This is a genomic window from Paenibacillus sp. PK3_47, from assembly GCF_023520895.1.
GTDB lineage: Bacteria > Bacillota > Bacilli > Paenibacillales > Paenibacillaceae > Paenibacillus_AQ.
This window is the reverse complement of record NZ_CP026029.1, coordinates 4,303,586-4,327,126: the sequence shown is the minus strand read 5'-3', so window position 1 is coordinate 4,327,126 and position 23,541 is coordinate 4,303,586. Positions and strand designations below refer to the sequence as shown.

General features: G+C 41.6%; 15 protein-coding genes. 1 reads left to right on the top strand and 14 read right to left on the bottom strand.

Annotation, left to right across the window (positions count from 1 at the left end; translation table 11 throughout):
- Positions 1–127 precede the first annotated feature (127 nt).
- Positions 128–544 (top strand): VOC family protein, encoded by a 417-nt coding sequence (locus tag C2I18_RS19210; protein ID WP_249897348.1) that lies wholly within the window; start codon positions 128–130, stop codon positions 542–544.
- A 580-nt stretch (positions 545–1,124) separates the two neighbouring features.
- On the opposite strand, the gene C2I18_RS19205 is transcribed toward C2I18_RS19210, so the two are convergent.
- From C2I18_RS19205 to C2I18_RS19140, 14 genes are all read right to left on the bottom strand, one after another.
- A complete protein-coding gene (locus C2I18_RS19205; protein ID WP_249897347.1) occupies positions 1,125–1,505 on the bottom strand; it encodes a pentapeptide repeat-containing protein in 381 nt (126 codons plus the stop codon).
- Positions 1,506–1,663: 158 nt separating this feature from the next.
- Positions 1,664–1,918, bottom strand: coding sequence for a hypothetical protein (locus C2I18_RS19200; protein ID WP_249897346.1), 255 nt, complete (start codon positions 1,916–1,918; stop codon positions 1,664–1,666).
- 413 nt (positions 1,919–2,331) lie between these two features.
- Positions 2,332–2,628: an immunity 53 family protein gene (locus C2I18_RS19195; protein WP_249897345.1), complete on the bottom strand. Its 297-nt coding sequence runs from the start codon at positions 2,626–2,628 to the stop codon at positions 2,332–2,334.
- Between the two features lie 12 nt (positions 2,629–2,640).
- A complete protein-coding gene (locus tag C2I18_RS19190) occupies positions 2,641–3,615 on the bottom strand; it encodes an RHS repeat-associated core domain-containing protein (protein WP_249897344.1) in 975 nt (324 codons plus the stop codon).
- A 404-nt stretch (positions 3,616–4,019) separates the two neighbouring features.
- Entirely contained in the window at positions 4,020–4,268 is a 249-nt protein-coding gene (locus C2I18_RS19185; protein WP_249897343.1) for a DNA-binding protein, read from the bottom strand.
- 4 nt (positions 4,269–4,272) lie between these two features.
- Positions 4,273–9,075: an RHS repeat-associated core domain-containing protein gene (locus C2I18_RS19180; protein WP_249897342.1), complete on the bottom strand. Its 4,803-nt coding sequence runs from the start codon at positions 9,073–9,075 to the stop codon at positions 4,273–4,275.
- A 102-nt stretch (positions 9,076–9,177) separates the two neighbouring features.
- The gene (locus C2I18_RS19175) at positions 9,178–13,071 is read right to left on the bottom strand and encodes a DNRLRE domain-containing protein (protein ID WP_249897341.1); all 3,894 of its coding nucleotides are present in this window, start codon (positions 13,069–13,071) and stop codon (positions 9,178–9,180) included.
- Between the two features lie 394 nt (positions 13,072–13,465).
- Entirely contained in the window at positions 13,466–13,645 is a 180-nt protein-coding gene (locus tag C2I18_RS19170; RefSeq protein WP_249902321.1) for a hypothetical protein, read from the bottom strand.
- A gap of 167 nt (positions 13,646–13,812) precedes the next feature.
- Complete coding sequence (gene sigK / locus C2I18_RS19165; protein ID WP_249897340.1) at positions 13,813–14,343, bottom strand: RNA polymerase sporulation sigma factor SigK; 531 nt, start codon at positions 14,341–14,343, stop codon at positions 13,813–13,815.
- A gap of 195 nt (positions 14,344–14,538) precedes the next feature.
- Positions 14,539–19,464: a P-loop domain-containing protein gene (locus C2I18_RS19160; protein WP_249897339.1), complete on the bottom strand. Its 4,926-nt coding sequence runs from the start codon at positions 19,462–19,464 to the stop codon at positions 14,539–14,541.
- A gap of 218 nt (positions 19,465–19,682) precedes the next feature.
- Positions 19,683–20,378, bottom strand: coding sequence for a hypothetical protein (locus tag C2I18_RS19155; RefSeq protein WP_249897338.1), 696 nt, complete (start codon positions 20,376–20,378; stop codon positions 19,683–19,685).
- Between the two features lie 611 nt (positions 20,379–20,989).
- On the bottom strand, positions 20,990–21,691 hold the full coding sequence (gene sigK / locus C2I18_RS19150; RefSeq protein WP_221800242.1) for an RNA polymerase sporulation sigma factor SigK: 702 nt from the start codon (positions 21,689–21,691) through the stop codon (positions 20,990–20,992).
- Positions 21,692–21,834: 143 nt separating this feature from the next.
- Positions 21,835–22,590 (bottom strand): ABC transporter permease, encoded by a 756-nt coding sequence (locus C2I18_RS19145; RefSeq protein ID WP_249897337.1) that lies wholly within the window; start codon positions 22,588–22,590, stop codon positions 21,835–21,837.
- On the bottom strand, positions 22,583–23,506 hold the full coding sequence (locus C2I18_RS19140) for an ABC transporter ATP-binding protein (RefSeq protein WP_249897336.1): 924 nt from the start codon (positions 23,504–23,506) through the stop codon (positions 22,583–22,585). Before C2I18_RS19140 ends, C2I18_RS19145 begins: the two co-directional genes overlap by 8 nt.
- Positions 23,507–23,541: the final 35 nt, after the last annotated feature.

The following is a 23,541-nucleotide window of genomic DNA, read 5'->3' as shown; positions in this document are numbered from 1 at the left end:
GCTATGTAACTCTGGTATGTTGAGAAGTTCGTTGATATACTGGGTTTGCATCTGCTTGTTCCATTTGTTGTCGTCAGGGAATTACAATCAAAAACAACAAACCAATTTGACGGTGAGGTGTTTAAAAATGGCATTAACGTCCACATTCACGAGCATTAACCTGCCTGTAAACAACGTAGAACAATCGAAAGTGTTCTTCACCGGTCTCGGATTCGGGCTTAATCCGCAATTCCCCCAGAATGAGGAGTCGGCAGCCATCGTGATCGGGGATAGCCTGCAGGTCATGCTGTTCACCAAAGAACTTTTAAAGTCGCTCACGCAGAAGGAGAACGTTGATACGCAAAAATATGCTCAAATGACGATCGCATTGGCCTTCGAGAGCCGAGAAAAGGTGGATGAAATCGTGAATACTGCCGTCTCCTTGGGCGGGAAATCGTACGAAGAACCTGAGGATTACGGATTCATGTATCATTGGGCCTTCGAGGATTTAGACGGACATATGTGGGTAATCAACTACATGAACACGGATGCAGCTCAAGGTTAAAGATAACGGAGAGCGCACTTACACTTCGATTAACAAGGAAGACGCCAAGAACCTTTCCCAATAAACGCTCAAACATTGCAGTTACACAACGCGTTTCCATTCGAAAAGAACGTCGTTTCTCCCTCCAATTCAACTCATAGTCAAATTTAGTCGCTTCATGATAATCACAGTTCTTTTCGTTCATTATCGAATTAATCTTTTCAGAATCGGCAACATACGGTAAATCTAAATCAAACTCTGATAAATACAAATAGTCATCTCCTATTCTTTCCAAGGTTGTGGTCTCTGATGTCTGTTCAAAATTTTCCCGGTTTCCAAAGACTTTGAGCATTTTGACCTTCCCAATCAAAGAAAAGAACCCTGAAGTATTGCCCTCAAGGTTCAAGCAGTTGAATGTTCAATTCTACATTAATGAATAATACATTATTGCATCATTGTTACCATGGTGAAACCTTCCTCCTACATATGAAGCCTCTCAGCCTCTATCTGCAACATTGGGTTTCCATCTTAACCATTTCCAACAAATTAGCATCTTTATATCTACGGACAAATGAACAACGTTAATTAAACCATTGGAGATTCAAATCTTGATAGCTCCATACTCCAACGGGTTGAACAATGGCGGCCAGATCGTATTTTCGTCAAATAAAGCACCTTCGATCATAATATCTTGTATCCTTTCACACAACATATTAGCTCCCATTAAATTTGCATTTTTAAAGTTAGCATTCCACACATCAGCTCCAACTAGAACAGCCTTACTCAAGTTAGCATTGCTAAAATCAGCCCCCGAAAGTTTTGCTTCAGTTAGATTTGAAGACTCTAAATTAGAGTTTTTAAGCAACGCTACCATTAATAATGTGCCTGATAAGTTCGTTCCTATTAAATTCGCCTCATTAATCTCGGCGCCACGTAAATTTGTTTCTACCAGACTGGAGTCACATAAATTTTCTCGATTCAAAATTGCTCGATGCAAATTCAACTTGTCTAGTTTTGATTTTTCAAGTGAATCAATATGAAGAAGTATTGGTTCTTGTGCAATTCGATTTATTATAATAATGTTGTTTCACCTCTTTATTAATTGTTCCCCCAATCAAATGGGTCAATTTTTACATTTCCTCACTTAACAACACTGTCTGGTTTACCACCTGGGTAAGGAGTAGTAGGTATATCCACTCCGGATACTCTACCTGAAATATAACGATGATTACCATCCACAATAATGTTATTATCAACTTTGATTGGAGGCGGAGCCTCCCCATCTGATAAACGTTGGGTATAACGATTTATCGCAGGCAGTGATACTGCCCTTTGTTGAGTTTGTAAGGGAGCGTTCTTCATCGCTTCTTTAATATGCTCTTCTGTAACTTCCATACCAAGTTTCTAAGAGCCCTTAGCAAACTTCATAACACCAGAAGCAGCTTTCCCCGCTCCGCTTAATGCTACCGATGTAGCAGATTCAGTCCGCTCTTCGTTAGACAGCTTTTCTCCATCCAGATTTTCACCGGATAATGCCTCGCATCCATTAACCAGCTGGCTAACTCCAGGCATATAGTCCCCAAAGTCACGGACTGCTTGCCGCGAATGATGCTGGTAATCGGGAATTTCATTGTCCGGATTGCTGCATGTACCCGAGTGGGAGTAAAACTTACTGATATGTGTTATTGGTTGAATGATGGGTTCATTCGGCACTGGGTAGCCCCACAAAAGAAAACCTTGAAGGCATTGAGCCAATCAAGGTTCGTTCAAACAAACAGATTATCCTTTGAATTAAATCAAAATAGACATTATATTTTATACTTTGTACACCACTCCTGGAAAATAATCAGTAATTCCTCCAAGTTGTTACTTCCACCTCTTCCTTTAAAGATATTATCGCTAACACTGCAATAAATCCAATCAGCATTAGTACGTTCAATATCTAGGATTTGAAAATCCTTATCCTCTAACCATGTTCCCTCTAAAAAAATATCAACAGCCCAACCAGGATTATCAAGTGTCACAATGCTAACACTCTTGCTATGCTCCCAATCTCCATCACAATTTTCCAAGTACCAATTTTCCAACCATTTCAAAATATTCATTCCTACACCTCTTTACGGTATCTCCCAAGGCTCAGGTGGTCTAACCCCACCTGGAGTAGAAGGGTCGTGTACATGTGGATTTGGAACATCTTGTTTTGTAGCTTTATTAAAATGACCATCACCAGTACCATCATAACGTTTTTCAGTTTCCCATGGATTGGGATTTTTCGGATTGGTTTGCTGCTTAAATGTTTCATGATTTTTTACTTCCCCGGTTTTCGGGTCTCTATTGGGTACAGAATGGTCTCCTGTAGCTTCAGGATCAGGTTTAAGTTTATTTTTTGATCTGCCAGTAGCTGTACCCGTCCCCTTAACAAACTTCAAAAATCCAGAACCAGCTTTCCCCGCTCCGCTTAATGCTACCGATGTAGCAGATTCAGTCCGCTCTTCGTTAGACAGCTTTTCACCATCCAGATTTTCACCGGATAATGCCTTGTATCCATTAACCAGCTGGCTAACTCCCGGCATATAGTCCCCAATGTCACGAACTGCTTGCCGCGCATGATGCTGGTAATCTGGAATCTCATTGTCTGGATTGCTACATGTACCTGAGTGAGAGTAAAACTTACCGTTGACTGTAGCCTCACACCAGTTGCCGCTTGGATCCACGTAAATTAGCGGGTTATTAATAACATAGATATACGGGTTCTGACTATCCGGATGGTTGATCCGTCCTTCCCATGTATCTTCGGTGATAAACCGTCCGATACTTGGATCGTACCACCGTGCACGTAAATTTTGCAAGTCGGTGTTATCGTCCCAATACTCTCCTGAATAGCGGAAAGGGTTAGGATACTGATCCGCTTCTTCGGTGACCGTGGGATTACCCCAGATATCATAATCGTACGTGTTCAGCAGCGTCTGATCTTGTCTGTACAGGTTCACGACATCGCCGTGTCCGTTCAGTAGATAATACCCTACGGTTCCCCACTTGTTCTTCATATCAATCAGCTGATAACCCCGAACATAGCGGGCCTTAAAATTCACCGCACTTCCGGATACTTCACCTTCCGCGATAATATTCTCCCCGTCATAATACAGGCGGATATTATCCTTTTGGCGCAGCAGTCCGTCCCCGTCATACTTGTAATTTTTTTCCTTACCTTTGCGAACGACTTTCTTTAATTGATTTGCCTTATCGTACGTGTACTCTACTAGCTTGAAAGGTCCTTCTTGTAAGCTTTGTTAAGGTTGTCTTGTCCAATATCTGCTCCTAGAGGTCCGTTAAATCTCCTCATTCTCTAAATTCCCGAAGAATAAGTTTTTTCAATCCACCTATTACATTTGTTTGAATGATTACTATGTGGCATCTTCAAAAATCAAAGCCTATGTGGTTATTATCTACAAAATGATAAAACCTTGAAAGGCATCAGCCCTTCAAGGTTAGTGAATTAGTTATGTTGAAATTTTTTTATCCAGTTTCTTATATCTTCTTCTTCATGGAGATATTCATCAGGTGAATCTTTTAAATCTATACCAGAAGCTATAGTTAGTAAATCCCATAATCTTTCATCGCGGAATTCAAAGTCATCATTAAATACAAATTGAGATGCCCAATCAGCTACTTCCTCTCTCTTCAATTGACAATTCAGCACTTGTTCAAATTTATTTAGTATTAATTGAATAGTAGGTTGTTCCATAAAATCACCAATTCCCTATATAGTTACCATTACTATCAAATCGGTAGTGGACCTTCTGTCCATTCGTTACCTTTGTATCCGGCCTTACTTGTCTAATATTACCGGAGTGGTCAACAGTTTCATGCCATGTTCGTTTATTTCCTGTTGCAGGATCCCATTCCCTCACTACTCTTCGTCCTGCCATTTCTCCCTGCTTTGAAGCAGGTGTTACTTCTCCATAGTATCTTGTTCGCCCATTCTGCAGCTCTTTTACAGTAGATTTTCCGTATTTCTCCGCTTGCTTGTAGTGTGTATTCAATTTGTCATACTGAGAAGCACTATGAGCAGCAGTAGCAGCGTTTTTGCTTGTGATTTTTAACACACCAGAAGCAGCTTTCCCCGCCCCGCTTAGTGCAACCGATGTAGCAGATTCAGCCCGCTCTTCGTTAGACAGCTTTTCACCGTCCAAATTTTCACCAGATAATGCCTCGTATCCGTTAACCAGCTGGCTAACTCCCGGCATATAGTCCCCAAAGTCACGGACTGCTTGCCGCGCATGATGCTGGTAATCTGGAATTTCATTGTCCGGATTGCTGCAAGTACCTGAGTGGGAGTAAAATTTACCGTTGACTGTGGCCTCACACCAGTTGCCGCTTGGATCCACATAGATTAGCGGGTTATTAACAACATAGATATACGGGTTCTGACTATCCGGATGGTTGATCCGTCCTTCCCATGTATCTTCGGTAATAAACCGTCCGATACTTGGATCGTACCACCGTGCACGTAAATTTTGCAAGTCGGTGTTATCGTCCCAATACTCTCCCGAATACCGGAAAGGGTTAGGATACTGGTCCGCTTCTTCAGTGACCGTGGGATTACCCCAGATATCATAATCGTACGTGTTCAGCAGCGTCTGATCTTGTCTGTACAGGTTCACGACATCGCCGTGTCCGTTCAGTAGATAATACCCTACGGTTCCCCACTTGTTCTTCATATCAATCAGCTGATAACCCCGAACATAGCGGGCCTTAAAATTCACCGCACTTCCGGATACTTCACCTTCCGCGATAATATTCTCCCCGTCATAATACAGGCGGATATTATCCTTTTGGCGCAGCAGTCCGTCCCCGTCATACTTGTAATTTGTTACCTTATTGTTGCGAACGACTTTCTTTAATTGATTTGCCTTATCGTACGTATATTCGACGGTATCGGTACTGATATCCGGTGCTGAGGATAGCAGCGTTAATCGGTTTCCTTTTTGATCATAGCTGTATTGTTCATTGGCCTCTGTACTTGATATAATCCGATCCAGTTCGTCATAACCGAAGGTTACTGTCTTGCCACCAGAGGAGCGCTGTGTGATATTTCCATTATTGTCGTAGGTGTAGCTGTACTCGTTGAGTACCGTTGAGCCCTTCAAGTGCTTGAGTCCGGTTAGTCGACCAAAGCCATCCTCATAAAGATACTGTGTGATGAGCCCGTTCCCATAGGTGATTTTATCAAGCAGTCCTCCAGCCAGGTAGCTGTACTCTGCTTGAGTTGCTTCAGCTGCGCTGCTGTTTTCCTTCAGAGAGACTTTGGTTAAACGATCATCGTCGTCATATTTGTACAGGGTAATCGCGCCGAATGGATCGGTCATACTTTTGCGTGTGCCGGTCTCGTGATATTCGTAGCTGACCGTTTTGCCATCCGGATACGTCACTTTACGAAGCGTCGAATCCCGATTGTACTGGTATTGGGTGGTTCCGGTCTCATCGGTCATTGATTTACGCAGACCATTTTTATAATACGTAAAGCTTGCCGTCACCGCACTTCCAGCATCGCCATAATTCCACGACACCAACTGATTACGCTCATCATAAGCATGCAGTGCAGGGTTACCCAGGCGGTCCGTTCCTTCGGTCAGGTTGCCATTATCATCATAACCATAAGTTTCGGTCCCTTCTACTGCATCTGTTTTAGAGATGCGCTGACCTAGCTCATCATAATCGTAGGAGGTCTGAATCTGTCCTCCAATGGACTTACTGGTTAGCTGCCGAAGCTTGTTGTACCCGTATGAGGTGGTCTGTTCCAATCCATTAATGGTTTGTGTCAGATCGCTCACCAGACCCAGGCCGTTCCCCTGGAACGTGGTCAAGTTTCCTTTTCCGTCCGTGGTTTGAGCTTTAAACGGATCTTGCCCCACTTCATAAGCCATTGAACGGGAAAGAATATCACTTTTGGTCGGGTCGCTGTTCAGCTGCTTCGTGCTCACCATCCGCCCAAGCTCATCACTGGTGGACTCAAACTTGGCACTGCCTGTCAAAGTAATCGGTGTCGTTGTGGTAACCGTCCGCAGCATATCATTATACGAAGCGCCATACTCGACATTCATAGGTGACCGGCTCGTTTTTATACGTCCAACGTTATCGTATTCGTATGTGGTTACCCGGTTTAGAGCATCCCTCACATTTATGACTTCGCTCAGCCCATTATACGTATACGACTGCTTTGTTACTGGCGAGTGGGAGGCTGTGCTGCTATCCATTACCGTGTTGGCTGCCGGTGCTTTTACCTCACGAATCCGGCCAAGACCATCATATAGGCTAATCGTTTTGTTGCCTTCTTCATCGACACCTTGAACGGTGTAGGTCTGAGCTGCCGTATCATACGTATAGCTAAAGGTGCGTTCCGGCTTTGCAGTCTCACCAGTGGCCATGGAAGATTTGATTTTGGTGACGCGGCCAATCAAATCATATTCTGTTTCGTATTTCCGGCTAGCTGCTGCTGTAGTGCCGGCTTTAACCGCGTTCGGATCGAGATATCCCTTTTCCCATCCCGTTCCAGAGGTATATTCATACTTCTCTTCCAGGGTCCGGGTTGTACCATTTTTGGTTACATTCTGCTTTACACTGACCGGAAACAGGCTGTTACTATCGTAGGTGTACGTAGTCAGCTGGCTCTTACCATTCTCGAGCTGCAGTTTCACGGTTTGAACATTTCCGTAAGTATCATACGTATATTCGGTTGTATCGGTCTGTTCTGCAGTATCGGTCGGCTTCAGCTTATATTTCTGCTCAGCCTTGCTGACTTCAGGTTTGGACGGAGATACAGTCTGAATGATTTTTTCGGTAACCGGACTACCGCTTTCTAAACCAAATGTTGTTTCCTGGGTAACCGGAATACTGCGGTATGTGCCATGGTACGTGTAGGTCGAACGGTAATTTTTAGGATCCGTATATGTGAGTACATTGCCGTACGCGTCGTAGGTGTACAGATCCTCTGTATACGAAGATTGTTCGGATCCATCAATGCTGTAAAAGCTTTGGCGGATCGCGGTCGGCAGCTCCCGCTGCGGATCGTAGGCGTAAGTGGTCGTTTCTTTATATTCGCCTTCCTTTTCCGCTGTATAAGTAGTGAGCAGCTGCTTATTGTTATAGGTCAGCTTCTCCACCAGACGATCCTGAGAAGGCGCAGCCGTATCAGGGTCGGTAAACGTACGCATGCTGTTCGTTACACTGAAACCCGCAGACAAGTTATCCGGATTACTCTCTCCGGTGGTTCCGTATCCCGAATAGTTCTTTCCGGCATCATACGTATACTTCGTATAATTAGATTTTTGAGCGGTACCCGAGATTGACTTTAAAGCATCATATCGTTCAGAGACCCGGAAGAATTCCAGATAGCCTTTTAGTCCAAGAAACTTCTTCTGAGGAGTCGTTTCATGCGAATAGTTGCTTGAAGCCCCGGTAGGATACGTCACCTTGGTCAGGAGCTGATAGGAAATGGCGCCGTTAGGTTTCGTTGTATCCGCCGTTTCATAATCAAAAGCTGCGTTTTTTGTACTATACGTGTAGGAAGTGGTCAGCTTTTGATTGTTGGCACTGTTCGCGCTGTCCATGTAGATAAAGGAATCGACGGAAGATAGCTGCATTTCATTGGTCTGACCTGAAATAGCTGATTTTTTATAGACCAATTTACCGGTTTTCGTACCGTCGATAGGATACGTAACCGCAACCGTATTGGCATCGGAGTAGTCAAAGCTGATTACCCGGTTCCCGGTACTTGTAATCGTAGTAATCACGGAAGCGCTAGTCCCACCAAATATGGGTTTAGAGGCGTAGGCAACCGTAATTTCATTATTATAGGCATCACGGGTACCAATCCATTTACCGGTAGAATCAAAATACGTTGCCGTATTTAGCGTATCCACTAACTTATACGTTGCTGATGTATTTCCAATCGTGTCGGAGGTGGTGACAAAGCTCAAATCTTGAAGTGGATAACCTTCGATCGTCCGCGTTGTACCGGTACCGGTAATACGATATACACTGCCATCCGCAAAATGCAGGAAGGGTTCGCTTCCACGCAGTTCGACTGAGGGGAAGGCAAACGACCAGCCTGCCCCCAGGTTGTAGCGCTTCTCATTGTGGGTATACTTGTCTGAAGTCGAATCATTGGTATAGAGATAAGGATTAGCTGTATTTGTGGTGACGGCTTTTGGGTTCGTTAGGTTGCTGTCCCGTGTACTGTATATCCGGGTAAGCGACACATCCAGTCCATTTCTGCCCGGAAAAACAAGATCTGTTGCTGTAAGGGTCAACGCCCCAGTCAAACTGGAAATCTCTTCTCCTCCGGTAATACCGTTCTGTGGTGTGTTGGCATATAAGTCATATAATGCCTTTGTGGTGTCTACATTGGTCAAGACTGCCGAGTTATTGGCGGTGTCTGCAAAGACCTTCTTAGGAGATGTAGGTGAAACCGAAGGCACCAGCAATGAGATGGAGAGTGCAACAGTCAGAACTTGCTTAATTCGTGAATGTTTTAGGTTAAAAATACTCAACGAGCTTCCCCCCGCTTATCGAATGAATTAATTTAAGGCTGTTTGATTTCAAGACGAGTTTGATCCCAGAATACAGTCCCTTGACCCCCGCCTCCGGCACCTTTAATTCCAAAATAAATATTCAACCGCTCCTGCTGGAGCAGTTCCATTTAGGGTTATCGTTTGGTAGTCACCTACTGTATCTCCCGTGACTTCTTTCCATTCCAGCTGGCCGCCATTTTGATCCATAATTTGAACAACCATTACGCCTCTAGCATTGGTCAGTTCTGTAGCCTTAAAGGCTGCACTTAAGGAATAGGCTTCTCCTGCTCCGATACCTTTTGTTTGGTTGATATACGCATACGCTGCAGTCGGAATGCCGGTAGCGGCTATTTTCAGTGCTTTGCTGCCTTCATAAGCATCTGAATCAGCTGTAATCGTTGCCGTAATTCCTCTTCCGATCGATGATCCCCATTCTACAATAGTATTATCTTTCGTCCGTTCTAAACCAGGATTGTTCAGCAGATTACCATCTACATACTCCAGTTTGATCTGATCTGCATAAATGGTACCGGAAGCATTTGCTCCAAGCGCTTTAACCTTCACATACACTTTAGCGTATACAGTACCTTTAGGAATCCGCCCCTGTTTCTGCAATGTTTCATAGGAAGAAGATGTACCTGCCGACTCCTGTTCGTAGCTGCCAAGTATCGCGAGGTCTTCTGTTAAAAATTCGACCGCCAGCACTGCTGAAGCTTGGTGTAGTGCCTCTTTAAAAATTTTTCCACTCAAGCGGAACGGCTGATTATCGTTAACACCGATTGTTTGATACACAAAATCACTCTTGTATTCCGGCAGCTGACTGATCTGCAGTTTATAAGCTTTATTCCCCCGGCTCACAGGTGAGTCTACATGCTGGAAGTCCGCACTACTTGCTGGCTCAGCATACGTCTTCCATCCGTAGTTCGGATCAGTTTCCTCCGGTGATGTCCCTGGGGTCTGTTCTGTAATCTCGAATCCACCGTTGATTAACAGATTCGTTCCGTTAGTGTCGGGCTGCTCATCCAATCGACGTTTGATTAGATTACCAGCGGCATCATAAGTAAAATCAATGCCATCCCCGCTGTGGAGCAAAATATATTTAAGTCTGGAGGCGGTATCATACGAATACTGAGTAAATTGCCGTTCAATGGTATCCAGGCTAATTTTATGTTCAATATCGTACAGATTCGGGTCTTCACCAGACTGATTGGTGGTAGCGAGCTCGATCTTGCCATAGCTGTCTCCGCGCTTCATCGTCGCAAATGCTGTTCCGCTACGCGGCACGGCAAATTCAGGCAAAGATAACGATCCAGACGCACGGTTCCATTTATGAAAAACAAAATCTCCGTTACTTCCCGCACGGCCGGTAAAGTACAAATTCCCCTGAGCATCATAGCTTCCGGATCCATAAATGACCTGTCTTCCGCCTTCAAAGAAATTAATGACTCTTGTGGAAGCCTGCATGGTGTAACCAAGCAGATTCTGGTGGTCCGCGATATTGCGGAGCGCCCCAAACACTACAGAACGGCTGCCATCGTATACGCTAAGGAACCAGTCTTTTTCTGTGAGCGTATATTGGTTTTCATCCACTGCCTGCTCGGCATGCCAGCTCCAGCTTCCACCGCTGTAAGAAGCCTGTTTATAGCGGATGCCAAGTCCGTCACCTGCTGCGCCTGTATTCCAAGCAACATATAAATGCGGTGCTCCGTCCTTGACAGCTTTACCGTTGCTTACAGAGGCAGGAGTATGCTGGAAGTCAATAGAAGGCCATGTCGGCACTCCGAGCATACCGCTATCCAGCACAGTCGCTGCACTAGGCGTCCCCAAGGCTCCGGCAGATGAAATATCGATCCGGTGATACAGCGCACCATTTGTTGAAGTGTTGTGCTTGGAACTCACAATATGAACGTTCCATCCACCGCCTGTAACAGAGCGATGTGCGACGAGGTCCGGATAATTTACGGAAGAATCCACGTCCACGACAACGGGTGTTCCAAGATTCCAGCGGTGGGTAACGGCATTATAGGTACCACGAACATATTCAATTGCTCCATCTGCCGATTTATAAGCCAAGTGCAGGTAATCATCCTGGTCAATCATCATGGAACCGTTTGCTGCATTCAACTCTTGGGCATTCGTATGGAACCAGGTATTTTCCTCCGGCTTCATCCCATCCAGACGGAAGTCTCCGCCGTCACGAACCAGCATCCACTTGTATCCGTCAGAGGTATAATCAATCTTTTTCTGATTAAAGGAAGTCAGTGAATCTGCGCTGGATGTCGTGCCGCTCCAGGTCTGATTGGGCAGCGTATATTTCAGGGTTAATGCAGGGTGCAGCGACTGAGCACTCGTATCGGAAGACACATATTTTTTTACATTCGGCGCAGCAATTTGATCTGCATGGAGTTCCAAACCATAGTTCGGATAAAGGCCATTGAGCCATTCTTCCGCAAGCTCCTTAATGTAAAAAACTTGAGCTCCTTCTCCAACGACGAGTGAATGGGCATACGGCTCTCCTTCTACATTTGCCGAATAACCAGGCTGCGAGTTCCAGGTCACTGAGGTTTCTTCCCATGGACTCGTAATACGCTGCAGATTGACTTCCGTGTTGGAATCATATTGATTCTCTGCGGTTTGATTCATGGTGAGATAGGCATCAATAACGCGGTATTCCCCCTCCGGAATCTGGCTCAGATCAAATTGAAGCAGAGTGCGGAATTGGTTGCCGTTTGTATCCTTGCCGGTATACAGCCGGGCAGCATCACCATAGTTCCGGTCCGGTTCATGGGCATTAATCGTCGTGTCTTTGGTCTGATTATTGGTAGAACGCAGTACAACGGTCGGGTCGATACGAACCGGGTAAGTCAAACCGGCAAGGTCTGGAGTAAGATCCAGATAGGTTTTACCGCCTTCTGTCCGAACGGTCTGCGGAACATCACGGTAGGTCCCTGCTTCATCGATTAGCCATGCCGGCTCAATTTGAAGGTCACCAAGCACCAGATCTTGTCCAAGACCTGAGGTAACCTCATAGCTAAAAGAGGAAGGCGCCGACGGAGAAGTCAGGACGATCGTCTCTTTAATGCCGTCTGGAATCAACTGCAGGTCGACATAAGTAGACTCCCAAGCAGATACGTAGCGGATGACAGAGCTTCCATCTTCACTCGTCAATGCTTCGGCTTTGGATGCATTAGCACTTATCGGTACAAAGGATAGACGATCCTCCCCCTTGCCTACGGAGTACCCTTTTGTAAATTGTTTATTGATTTTAATGTCAAAGGGAACCTGTAAGGCCCGGTAGGCATCTTCAGGCAGTTTGGCAATGCTTGTATTCAGTTGCATTCTAGCTGCAGAATCTCCTGCCTGCAGTTGGAGCTCAGGAAGTGTGTCTTTGGATAATGGCTCTTCCAGCAGATCAACGATATCTGCCTCATCGGTAAGTAGAAGGGAAATATCCTGCCATTCTCCGCTGCGATCCTGATAGTGGAGAGCTTCGGTGCTGATGAGGGTCTCATAGGTGTCTTCGGAGAGCTGATAGGTTTTAGTGTTAGAGGTACGTTTTTCAATTAATTCAAGCGAGGGTGATGGTTTACCGGGAACCGGTGTTTTGTAATAGACCGATTCGGAAACTGAAGCTGGGTCATTTGTGTTTATCGACTCTGGATTAGAATCTGCTGATGAAGTATCAGGGGACAAAGAGGAGCTGCCGGCTTCGTTACTAGATCTCTCCTGCAGATCATTGTTGGCTAAGGATGGATAGGATTCAAACGAGCGATTGTCAGATGCAAAGACAGATCCGGAAAAAAGCTGGATCAACAAAATTAATGCTAGCAAAAAAGAAAGGGGCTTCTTTTGCTGCATACCGAACATTCCTCCTAATATGTAATATTTTGTTTTTGGTGTTACTAATACAAAAAAAGCTAAATTATCCCTCCTTTCTTCAAATCCTGATATTAATAAACAAATAATTACCTTCACTAAACATGTTAGACAAAACTAGTGTTTTCTTCCATTATAGGTGTGATATAACTGTTAAATATAGGTTTATTTTTCACGGATACGCAAGGAAAAAGTTAGACTTATTAATAAAAAAAGTAAAATCCCCAAGGACACTTTAACTAACAATTTTTTTAAGTAAGAAACGAACATATGCCAAAAAGCAACTTATCCGGAGATAAGCTGCTCGTTTGTATCAATATGTTGAAGCAAACTATTAAATTATTTTCAACTCACCGCTTGACCGGTGTTGTCGATTTTTTGAGGTTGTGGACATGATGCGATGTCAAAAAAATAAACCAATTTCTATCGTTCCCGATTGAGTTGGTTTACTGTTGTGTTTTATTCTGCAAATACAAACATCGTTGCCTTTGTCTCATTCATGGATGAAATCCCGTTCATTCATTTTCTCGATTTTACCCGTACTATATTCTCTAACAATCTGCCCCTCATTTGTCTTATATACTATATATGTTCCATTTGCTTTAGCATCCAATTTGGCACGGTCGCCTGTTAGCCGGATCAATTTGGCAAGGTCCTGCGTAATATTCATCAATATAGAAACACCTCATTTCCGCTTATAGTTCGAGTATACCACAGCAAAGCACAATTTATATCAGCTTAAAGCCAGGTGTATAGCATCTAATCATTGAGTTTTCTAAAATAAATAACCTGTAAGACTGAGACCTTTAATGTCTCATTCCTACAGGCAAATGTCCTACCTCACCGCTTGACCTTATAAAACTCATGATAAAGCTTCATCAGCGCCCTCTTCTCTATCCTTGATACATAACTCCGCGAGATCCCCAGCTCCTTCGCAATCTCCCGCTGCGTCCGCTCTTCCCCTCCTGTATCGAGCCCAAACCGCCCGACCACAACTTCCTTCTCCCGGTCATCCAATATATCAAGATTGCGGTATATCTTGCTCTTCTCAATCTTCAGATCCACTTCTTTAATCACATCGTCCGTTTCGGAACCGAGGATATCAATCAGCGTAATTTCATTACCTTCCTTGTCTGTCCCGATCGGATCGTGGAGAGATACGTCTTTACGGGTCTTTTTCAGCGAGCGAAGATGCATCAGGATTTCGTTTTCAATACATCGGGCCGCGAACGTTGCGAGTTTCGTTCCCTTATTCGGACGGTAGCTCTCAATTGCCTTAATCAGTCCAATGGTGCCGATGGAGATCAGGTCCTCCATGTCTTCCCCTGTATTGTCGAACTTTTTGAGATTATGGACACGATACGATGTCATATTGGGTTCTCGCGGAAATTATAACTGTCTGATAAAAATAAGAGCTTGCCTAGACATTCTGATTCAGTTCAAGCTCGGGAAATTAGATATATTTCTATTTCCTTCAATTATTTCTCCATTAACTTACTTACTTCGGTATTACGTGTTGTTGTCTTATTAAATAAACAATACTGAGTTTCTCCAAAAATTGAATTTTTAAATCTTTAGTGTGAATATTTTTTGATTCAATCGCTGATTCTCATACATTTGTGGAGGCATTGTAACAAGCGGAAAAATAATCTCATATTCAATTTTTTGTTTTCTCTCGACATCAATGATTTGTATCGTTGACGTTTTACTCCCAAAACCATTCAATGATGTACCGAGTGATAACCCGCCATTTTCTGTTAAGATAAATCGGTCATGTAATGGTGTTTTGCCACTGTTTGTATAATAAATGTAAAAGTGGGTTTCAGGTGGCCGGTGATCACAAACCCTTGACCACCCTCTTTTGTAAAGATCCTCATAATCAATCATTTCAATGTCAGCTGTTTTGGTTGAGGTTAATATCTGAACTCTGCAACTCGAAGGAACACTCTTAAGCAAATAAATATACTCTTCAGTAAAATAAGGGTCAAAGATTTTCAATTGATCTTTAGCATTTTCAGCAATCCATTCATTAATAAAACCTAAAGCCCTATCTTGCTCATCAACATGAAAGGTATGTGTATCAACTGGGCTCAAGATTTTATAGATTGAGATTGCATCATTACTTGAGATTGCTGCTTCATTTGTAATTAGAAAATCACCAAGTGTATTTATTAAATGCAACATTTGCATCAACCCGTTAAAGAGATCATCCAGCCTGGAAAACTTTGCGTGGCTATTTATTGAAGCGATAGTATTCTCAACATACCATTCTGTTGCTAATTTTACCGTTTCATAGTCCTGTCCTAATGATTTAAGAACATAAGAGCCTACCACCTCACTGGATTGTGTGGTACCTTTACCTGACCTTATTGATCTTAATAACCTATGGAATACGTTCTCAAGTACATCCTTGATTTCATCATGTTTTAAATTTGATATTTTTTGTGGGCTTGAATGTAACGTTAATACTTTAATGTTTTCATTGAGTTGGGTTAACTCAAATGGGTTATCAACTTTGCTTGCAAGGTTAGTAGCCAGGTTAGGTTCTACATTATGTGCCACTTCAATGATTCTGCCCAACATTTGGTCCCTTTCTTCATAAGAATAATTTCTAGCAAAATCCATTGCTTTTTCCAGAAGATCTCTTGCCGCAGCACTATGATCAATTTCGTGAAGCGTCTCAGCAACGGATTCATATCTTTCAATCCTATCTACGTAGTTTGAAATATCATTTAACGATTGCTCTGCATCATGAGAAAAAATTGAAGCATAGTCTCGGTTAACTTTAAAGTACGTACTTGCAAGAAATCCGAGCACGTAAGGACGATCAGCCTCGTTTTCGATAGAAAGAGCCTTACTCCTGATACTTTCCATACTAGGAACAATTTTTTCCCATTTAGAATTTGCTCGAGTATGAACACATGCATGTTTCAACTTAGTTAACTGGGCTAATGCTAAAAGCTTATACCCTTCATGTTGTATGTTATTTGATTCAGGCAATTTTTCTTGAATTATCCTTGATAATCTTTCAGCAATATTCAATAATTGTTTTTCGCTTGAAAATGTACCTCTCAATTTATTGATACCGTATGGTTCAGTAATCAAATTACAAAGACATGATATTACGCTAGCAATAGTCGCATCTTCGCTGATTTTTTCTAACAAATCACATACTTGAATCGCTTCCTTATAGTCTATTTTTGCATAAAGAGATTTTAAATCAATAGATTCATCTGGAAGACGCTTAGAAAAAATTACTTTTATAATCTTGTAAAAGGCCTCGTTTCTTAATTCTTCTGGCAACGATTCAATTCTTTCAAACAAAATTTCACGTTCGTAAAAAAATAAAGTTGTAGAAAATTCAGAAAGGCAATTATTATAGGTCTCTTCATCTGGGGAATTTTCAATTAACTTCAGCCCAATCTTTGCAATTTCACTCAATATATTGATTTTTCCAGAATTAAAACATTTAATTGCCAAAGAATTAAATAATGTTATCTGAGTATATATTGATGGTACTTTTTGAATCATTTTTTGTATAGCATACACTTTTTCCAAGTAGTTAGAACTTTTTGTTATCTCTGGAACAGTATTAATTAAAAGATTACATGTCTCTACATATAATTCATTTATTCTTTTGTCGACAAATGCTTGGTTAGTTTTATTTCCATTAGTTAGTGTAAATACATCGGTAGCTAACTTTGTATCGTGACGAGCAATTATTCTAGTAATTCGGTAACCAGTTTGCATTTTTTGTTCAATAGAATCAATTTTATTCAGTGTTTCTTTAAGATTTACTACAATCGCCTCTAAAAGCTTTAAATCTTGTTCTTTAAACAACTCCAATAAGTATGATAATGCATATGATTTTCCAATTGATCCTTTAATTTTGTACGCTCTTTGTTTTAGCTCATATTTTGCTTTTTGATTTATCACCGAAGTATTTTTAGAAATATCTCCAAGAATTTTAACGAAAACCCAGTCTTGAAAATGGCTATAAGATATTTTAGATACGATTCTTTTAACAAAATCGATATCAGCGTCTGTCTCCTTTGTACTTACGTAGACACGAGCCAATATAGAATATGCTATATCACGTCTTCTTGACGTGTTAATATGTTCAACAAATTCTTCTGCGAGAAAATGATCGTATTCTGTCAAGACTGGAACTATTCTTTTTGAGATCAGATAATGGTTAGCAGATGAGCTCAACAACTTTAAGAAATCGAATTTGAAATTTTCTTTCAATTCAGCTTCAAGTTGTTTATCATTCGGTAGGATTTTCCCTAATGCCAATAGTATACGAATTAAAACCTGGCATCTAGAATCGAGCTCCTCAATATCTTCAAGGAAGAAAATAAGTGTATAAAGTCTCTTTGTAGCTTCATCACTTGACCAACGAGTTTCAATCTCACCAAGAGTTACTTCAAGACGAGCATATTCTTCAAGCGGATTTTTAATAATTGTCTCTTTTAAGAGATCAATTTTGTGAACCAACCCAGCAGTTTTTGTCAGATCCTCTGAGTTTAATAGTGGAGCAGCAAATTCTCTTAGATGCACTAATGTTGGAGAGTAACTGTTACTCTCTGTCATTATGTCCATGGCGAAACTAACCACTTCAATACAAGAGGGGTCTTCTCTATTTGTATTGCACCATGTTTGGAGTAGAAACAACTTTGCTGAGATATCAGATATGCTGTTCACAGTTTCAATTATTGAATCAACACTATTTGATGCAATTGCACTAGATGCCGCTCTAGTAAACTCGTTAAGAGATTCTTGTCCTAACTGATTTTGTATTTCCTCAATTGAACTTGAATCAGCTTCCAGCTTCATTAAAAGTCGCATGATGAGAATGTCCATTAACTTATCTTTATGATCTTCACCTTTTTCTTCAGCAATTCTTTTTACAAGTTTGAGCGCTAAATTGGGGTGAAAAGGGAATATCTCGGCGGAAATATCAAGTAATTTATCGATTATATGCTCTGTCAGTTCGATAGTATTATCAATAAGATACACAGAATCCTCTAAAATTCTTAGTAGATTTCCTGAAATATTCTCCCCCCTTTCCTTTAGGTGATTACAAATGTTTGATAGAAGTTTTAAGCGATCTTCCGGGAGGATACAATTTAAAGCCAATGGAATTGCAGACTCATGTAACCCTAATGCTAACATTGCATTAATCTCTTCTTCTATTGCAGGAGGAGAAGTTACAATTTTTGTGAAAACTGATTGCATCAATGTAGCCCACGCTAACTTTTGCCACTCCTTCTCGTTGTAAGACATTTCAGCTAGAAGTTTCAAATTTCTTCTAACTATAGAAACTTGCCCATGCGTACCTAACATCCGCACGAGTGATTCCTCATTAATAAGCTGACTTAAGGCACTGAACTTCCCGTTTTGTTGATAAAGCTGTGGTAAAAATACAAACAAATTTTCCTCAGTAGGATTATTTTCAAAAAAGCTAATTAATTGTTGATCCACTAAGGGCTTTTTATCTACTAGTTTATTCATAAGGAATGCTTTATATGCATACAAAACCTCGACTTTATTCTTTTCACGATCAAACTTCAAAAAAGGGATATTTCCAATAAGCATTAACACTTCCTCATCATCTTTATCCATTAGTCGACCAAGACTACCAATACTAAGTTCAGAAGGAGAGAAAACAAGGAAGGCTACCATCTTAACTAAAGTATTATTTGTTTGATCAAATTCTAACCATTGCTTGTCCAAAAGATGTACTATTTCTTGTGGTGGATTGTTAAGTAGTTCCCCTAAATCTTTACCTGTTATTATTTGCCTTCTTAATTCCTGTAAATACCCAGGTGAACCTTCAGACTTTTTAAAGATATCTTTTATTTGTTTTTCATCTAAACAATCACTAAGATATCTTTCAGTTTCTAACAAAGAAAACTTAGGGATAGTCATGGAATGTTGCGAGTAATTATATTTTTTCCCTTTCCGGGAACTTAGTAAAATGAAAATCCCCTCAGGAGCTCCAGTTGGTATGTATTTAAGAAGATTATCAGATGACTCTTCGGTAATTCTATCTAATCCGTCAATTACAAAGTAATAAGGACCAGTTCCCGACTTAACTTGCCGAAGCAGCAGAGAATTTAAATGACTAAACAAATGAATTAATTCATTTTCATTTTTTATTGAGACGTCTAATTCATTAAGCGCTTTTCGAGTTTTAGCATCAGTACAGATGTGTTTAAGTTGCTCGCACATATCACTCAAAAAGCGGTGTAAGTTTGAAGTCCAGTAGTCCTCTCCAATAAAAAACGATATGCTACGTTCAGAAAATGTACGCGTAAATTGGGAAAGGAGAGTTGTTTTACCTGTAAATTGGCCATCCTCAACTAGGATAACTCTCTTACTTGGTGAGAAACTATCCGCAATATACCTTACAATATTCTCTCGGAATATTTCATTCTCAGGAGTAGATGGAAAGCTAGCTGAGTAATAAGTAAGATCTAATTTTTCCATAAACTGCACCTCTTCCTTATTTGTTAATTCCATTTTTCATCATTTCAAACCAAAATACTACCAACATTTTAATATTTTTCTTAAAAACGTATTACACCTATTTTGAAACATAAGATAAATGTAAGATATATACAACCGCTCCCAGCTTCAACAGAATCTATATACTGAACCTAGACTTTCTACGGATCTTGTAGATAAAAAGTCAGCCTAATGCACGCCTAAAAATTTTCAGGCAGATCTTTTTCGCTGATACTTTGAGTAAATTTGCTTCCTGTCGAAGTAGTAAATGTAATTTTATAAGTAGGCGTTTTATAATCTTCGGTTTCGGTCATATAAGTATTGTCTTCAAAAAAAATTGCTTTCAACTTATTCCCATAAAGATCATATCCATTGCTGAGTAAATATCTATGAAGATCACTGAATGGAATTTTTGTATCATATTTATATTTTTTCTGAATAAGATCATCTACAACTGGCTTCAATAAAATATTAATACTAAAAACAAGTTTTATACTTTCTCCTGCTTCTATTGCTACTGGGTAATCAATATCTTTGTTATTTATGGTCACTTTATTTACAATATTGCTGTAGTAAAACATCTTTCCGTTAATTGTCTGAGTTAGTTTGTGATCAATAATTGAAACTGTTCTTTTTGAGTTATTAGAAACTAAAATATTATAATTTAAAGGGATCAGTGCTGATCCTACTTTTCCAATGTTCAAATCCTTATAAAGTACAGTTTTATCATTAGATGATTCAGTGAATACAATGTCAACAACCTCTAAATCATCCTTATGATCTTTTCGAATTGTATAATAAGTGGAGAATAGACCAGAAGCAACTGAAAAAAATAAAGCAATTAAAGATACCCATAATGTTAATTTTTCATTTTTCGATAATGGATTCGCACTCATGTTATTAGTTCTCCTTTTTATTAAATATATTGTGTATTTCGCCAATAGATCTTAGACAAAGATGCTTCCATATCAACTCTTGCAAAAGACTTTCTCTAACTGGTAAAGGATTCTCAAGAAATAGCTTAATCTAAATTTCTATAAAATAGAAACATTTGACCATTTTTGTATAATGATATAAGGAACGTTTCACCTATAATGAATTTAAATTCATTTAGCAGTTAAAGAACCTCTGCATTATAATCATTTATTCTTTATTTACGTCCTTCTATGTATAGCGCTTTTTGTTCATGTCAGACTATTTCATGGCACGCTCATATTGCCGCTGCAGTCTTAAATGTCTTTCCTGCTCTCGAATAGCAGCATTTGTCAATCTTTCGGCTGCACGCTGCTTTTATAGTTTCTTTAATCATTTTATTAACTGTACTTCCAAAACTCCGAACCACCTTTAACCCTCCAGATAATGTAATAACAGTATTATAGTCATCCAAATTATAACATCGAATTTCAAATGTTTTACATGGGAATCCTACTTTTTACATAATTCTTTTGAACTACTTGTCCAAATTTCGACAAAAAAAAGAGTCTGTCAAAAGACAGACCCAATCCTCTCACCGCTTCGCCTTATAAAACTCATGATAAAGCTTCATCAGCGCCCTCTTCTCTATCCTTGAAACATAACTCCGCGAAATCCCCAGCTCCTTCGCAATCTCCCGCTGTGTCCGCTCTTCCCCGCCTGTATCGAGCCCAAATCGCCCGACCACAACTTCCTTCTCCCGGTCATCCAATATATCAAGATTCCGGTAAATCTTGCTCTTCTCAATCTTCAGATCCACTTCTTTAATCACATCGTCCGTCTCCGACCCGAGGATGTCAATCAGCGTGATTTCATTACCTTCCTTGTCTGTCCCAATCGGATCGTGGAGAGATACGTCTTTACGGGTTTTTTTCAGCGAGCGGAGGTGCATCAATATCTCATTCTCTATACATCTGGCTGCGAAAGTGGCGAGCTTCGTGCCCTTGTTCGGGCGGTAACTTTCAATCGCCTTGATCAATCCAATCGTGCCGATGGAGATCAAATCCTCCATGTCTTCGCCGGTGTTGTCGAATTTTTTGACTATATGGGCAACAAGCCGCAGATTATGCTCAATGAGCAAATTTCGTGCCTTAGCGTCCCCCTCGGCCATCATCCCTAAGTATTTGCTTTCATCCTGCTCTGATAGTGGCTGGGGAAAAGCGTTGTTTCTTACGTACGATACCAGCAGCGTCAGTTCTTTGATCAGCAGTGCTATGGTGCTAATTATTCCAGGCAACTTGGCGACACCTCCCGCACATGTACAATGAAACCGATCTGTAGTTGATAACTACGGGTTCATGGTCCTTTTATTGTATGTGGGTTAATGCCCAGAAGTGCCTGTACGGGGGAAATAGGTACGGGCTGTGCAGCCGGGTACCCCTAATTCAAATCCTCCTTCACCTTATAACGCACGGCAGCATAACCGAAGATTAATATAACCGCACCCGCTACACAGGCCGTATGCAGTATATCCCCGGTATCATTGAAATCTTTAACCCGCACGATCGTGTTAACAAGCAGATACTGGCTCAGATGAACGCCGTCAACCAGCGTTTCCAGCATGGCCAGCAGCATTCCAATTACATTTAGCGCCAGAATAAATCCGGCAGTGAGACTGACGAGAATGTTCTTCACGATCATTGTGATGCAGAGTATAAGAATCGAGAACGCCCAGTGCAGCAGAAATTGGCCAATCAGCAGCTTCAGGAAATACGTAAGGTCACCGATACCCGTATTATCAAAAAACAGTCCTCTTCCGATCCAGTCGGTAATCAGCATTGTGAGGAACAGCAGCGCCACAAACACTGCGAGGATCAGTACTTTGGATAAGACGGAGTAGATTCTTGCCCGTCTCATCGAGATATAATTTTTATGGAAGCCGGCGTTATATTCACTCATATAGAAGTAAATGCTGAAGACTGCAATGTAGATCAGCATCCAGGAGGGCGGCTGAGAGATCGTATATTGGATAAATTCACTTTCATTCATGCTGCTGAGCGGCACACCGCTTGTTGACGGATACTGGCTCATCATAAAAATGCCGAAGAGTTGAAACGCACAGAACACCAGCAGCAGTAAATACATGATTTTATTGCGCCGGAAGCGGTAAAAGTCCATTTTCCAAATATTAATCATGGCGTTCACCCGCGCTTTCCGTCCGTTCCAGAAAATATTGCTCCAGGCTCTGCTTGTGCTTGGCAATGTGATCGACCATCACTCCATGTTCTATCAGCGCCTTCGTAATCTGCCGGATTTGCACATGAGTATCATAGACGTACAGTGTCTGACTGTCAGCCACCTTATACTTCATAATCTCCAGTTCCCGCTCCAGTACCGGAATGGCCTCCCTGGCAACCACCCCGATTTCAATACGTTCCTCACACCTCAGCTGCAGGTCTTCCCTGGAGATGACCTCGACAATTTCACCCTGATGGATGATCGCGTACTTGGTGGCAATTTTGGATAATTCCTCAAGAATATGGCTGGAAATGATGATCGTTAAGCCGGCTCTGTTCAGCTCCAGAATCAGCCCTCTGATCTCTACGATTCCCTGCGGATCGAGACCGTTAATCGGTTCATCCAGGATCAGGACATCGGGACTTCCGAGCAGGGCCGCCGCGATCCCCAGCCGCTGCTTCATCCCCATGGAGTAGCCTTTCACCTTAGCCGTATTGGTACTGTCCAGTCCAACCAGCTGCAGCAGTTCATTGATCCTGGTGTTCTTGTTTTTAAGTCCATAAGCCATGGAAAGCAAATGCAAATTCTCATAACCTGAGTAATTGGGGTACAGTCCGGCATTCTCAATCAGCACACCCATCCGTTCAAAAAAAGACTGGTCCCCGGCGGCAGCCCGGTTAAAAAAATGCAGCTCCCCCGATGTCGGAAAGATGAGCCCGCCGATCATTTTGAGCAGCGTCGACTTACCCGCCCCGTTTTTCCCGATGATGCCGACGATTTCGCCCCTGTATATTTTGAGATCAGCGTTCAGTACAGCAGCTTTTGACTTATACCTCTTGGTAAGCCCGTTAAGTTCAATTATACAATCTGTCATACCCTGCACCTCCTTACACCTAAGTTAACAGGATG

Coding starts and splice junctions, on each gene's coding strand:
- C2I18_RS19195 (WP_249897345.1), bottom strand. CDS start 2,628: ATGAATATTTTGAAATGGTTGGAAAATTGGTACTTGGAAAATTGTGAT.
- C2I18_RS19145 (WP_249897337.1), bottom strand. CDS start 22,590: ATGATTAATATTTGGAAAATGGACTTTTACCGCTTCCGGCGCAATAAA.
- C2I18_RS19200 (WP_249897346.1), bottom strand. CDS start 1,918: ATGGAAGTTACAGAAGAGCATATTAAAGAAGCGATGAAGAACGCTCCC.
- C2I18_RS19155 (WP_249897338.1), bottom strand. CDS start 20,378: ATGAGTGCGAATCCATTATCGAAAAATGAAAAATTAACATTATGGGTA.
- sigK (WP_249897340.1), bottom strand. CDS start 14,343: ATGACATCGTATCGTGTCCATAATCTCAAAAAGTTCGACAATACAGGG.
- C2I18_RS19210 (WP_249897348.1), top strand. CDS start 128: ATGGCATTAACGTCCACATTCACGAGCATTAACCTGCCTGTAAACAAC.
- C2I18_RS19160 (WP_249897339.1), bottom strand. CDS start 19,464: ATGGAAAAATTAGATCTTACTTATTACTCAGCTAGCTTTCCATCTACT.
- C2I18_RS19140 (WP_249897336.1), bottom strand. CDS start 23,506: ATGACAGATTGTATAATTGAACTTAACGGGCTTACCAAGAGGTATAAG.
- C2I18_RS19185 (WP_249897343.1), bottom strand. CDS start 4,268: ATGGAACAACCTACTATTCAATTAATACTAAATAAATTTGAACAAGTG.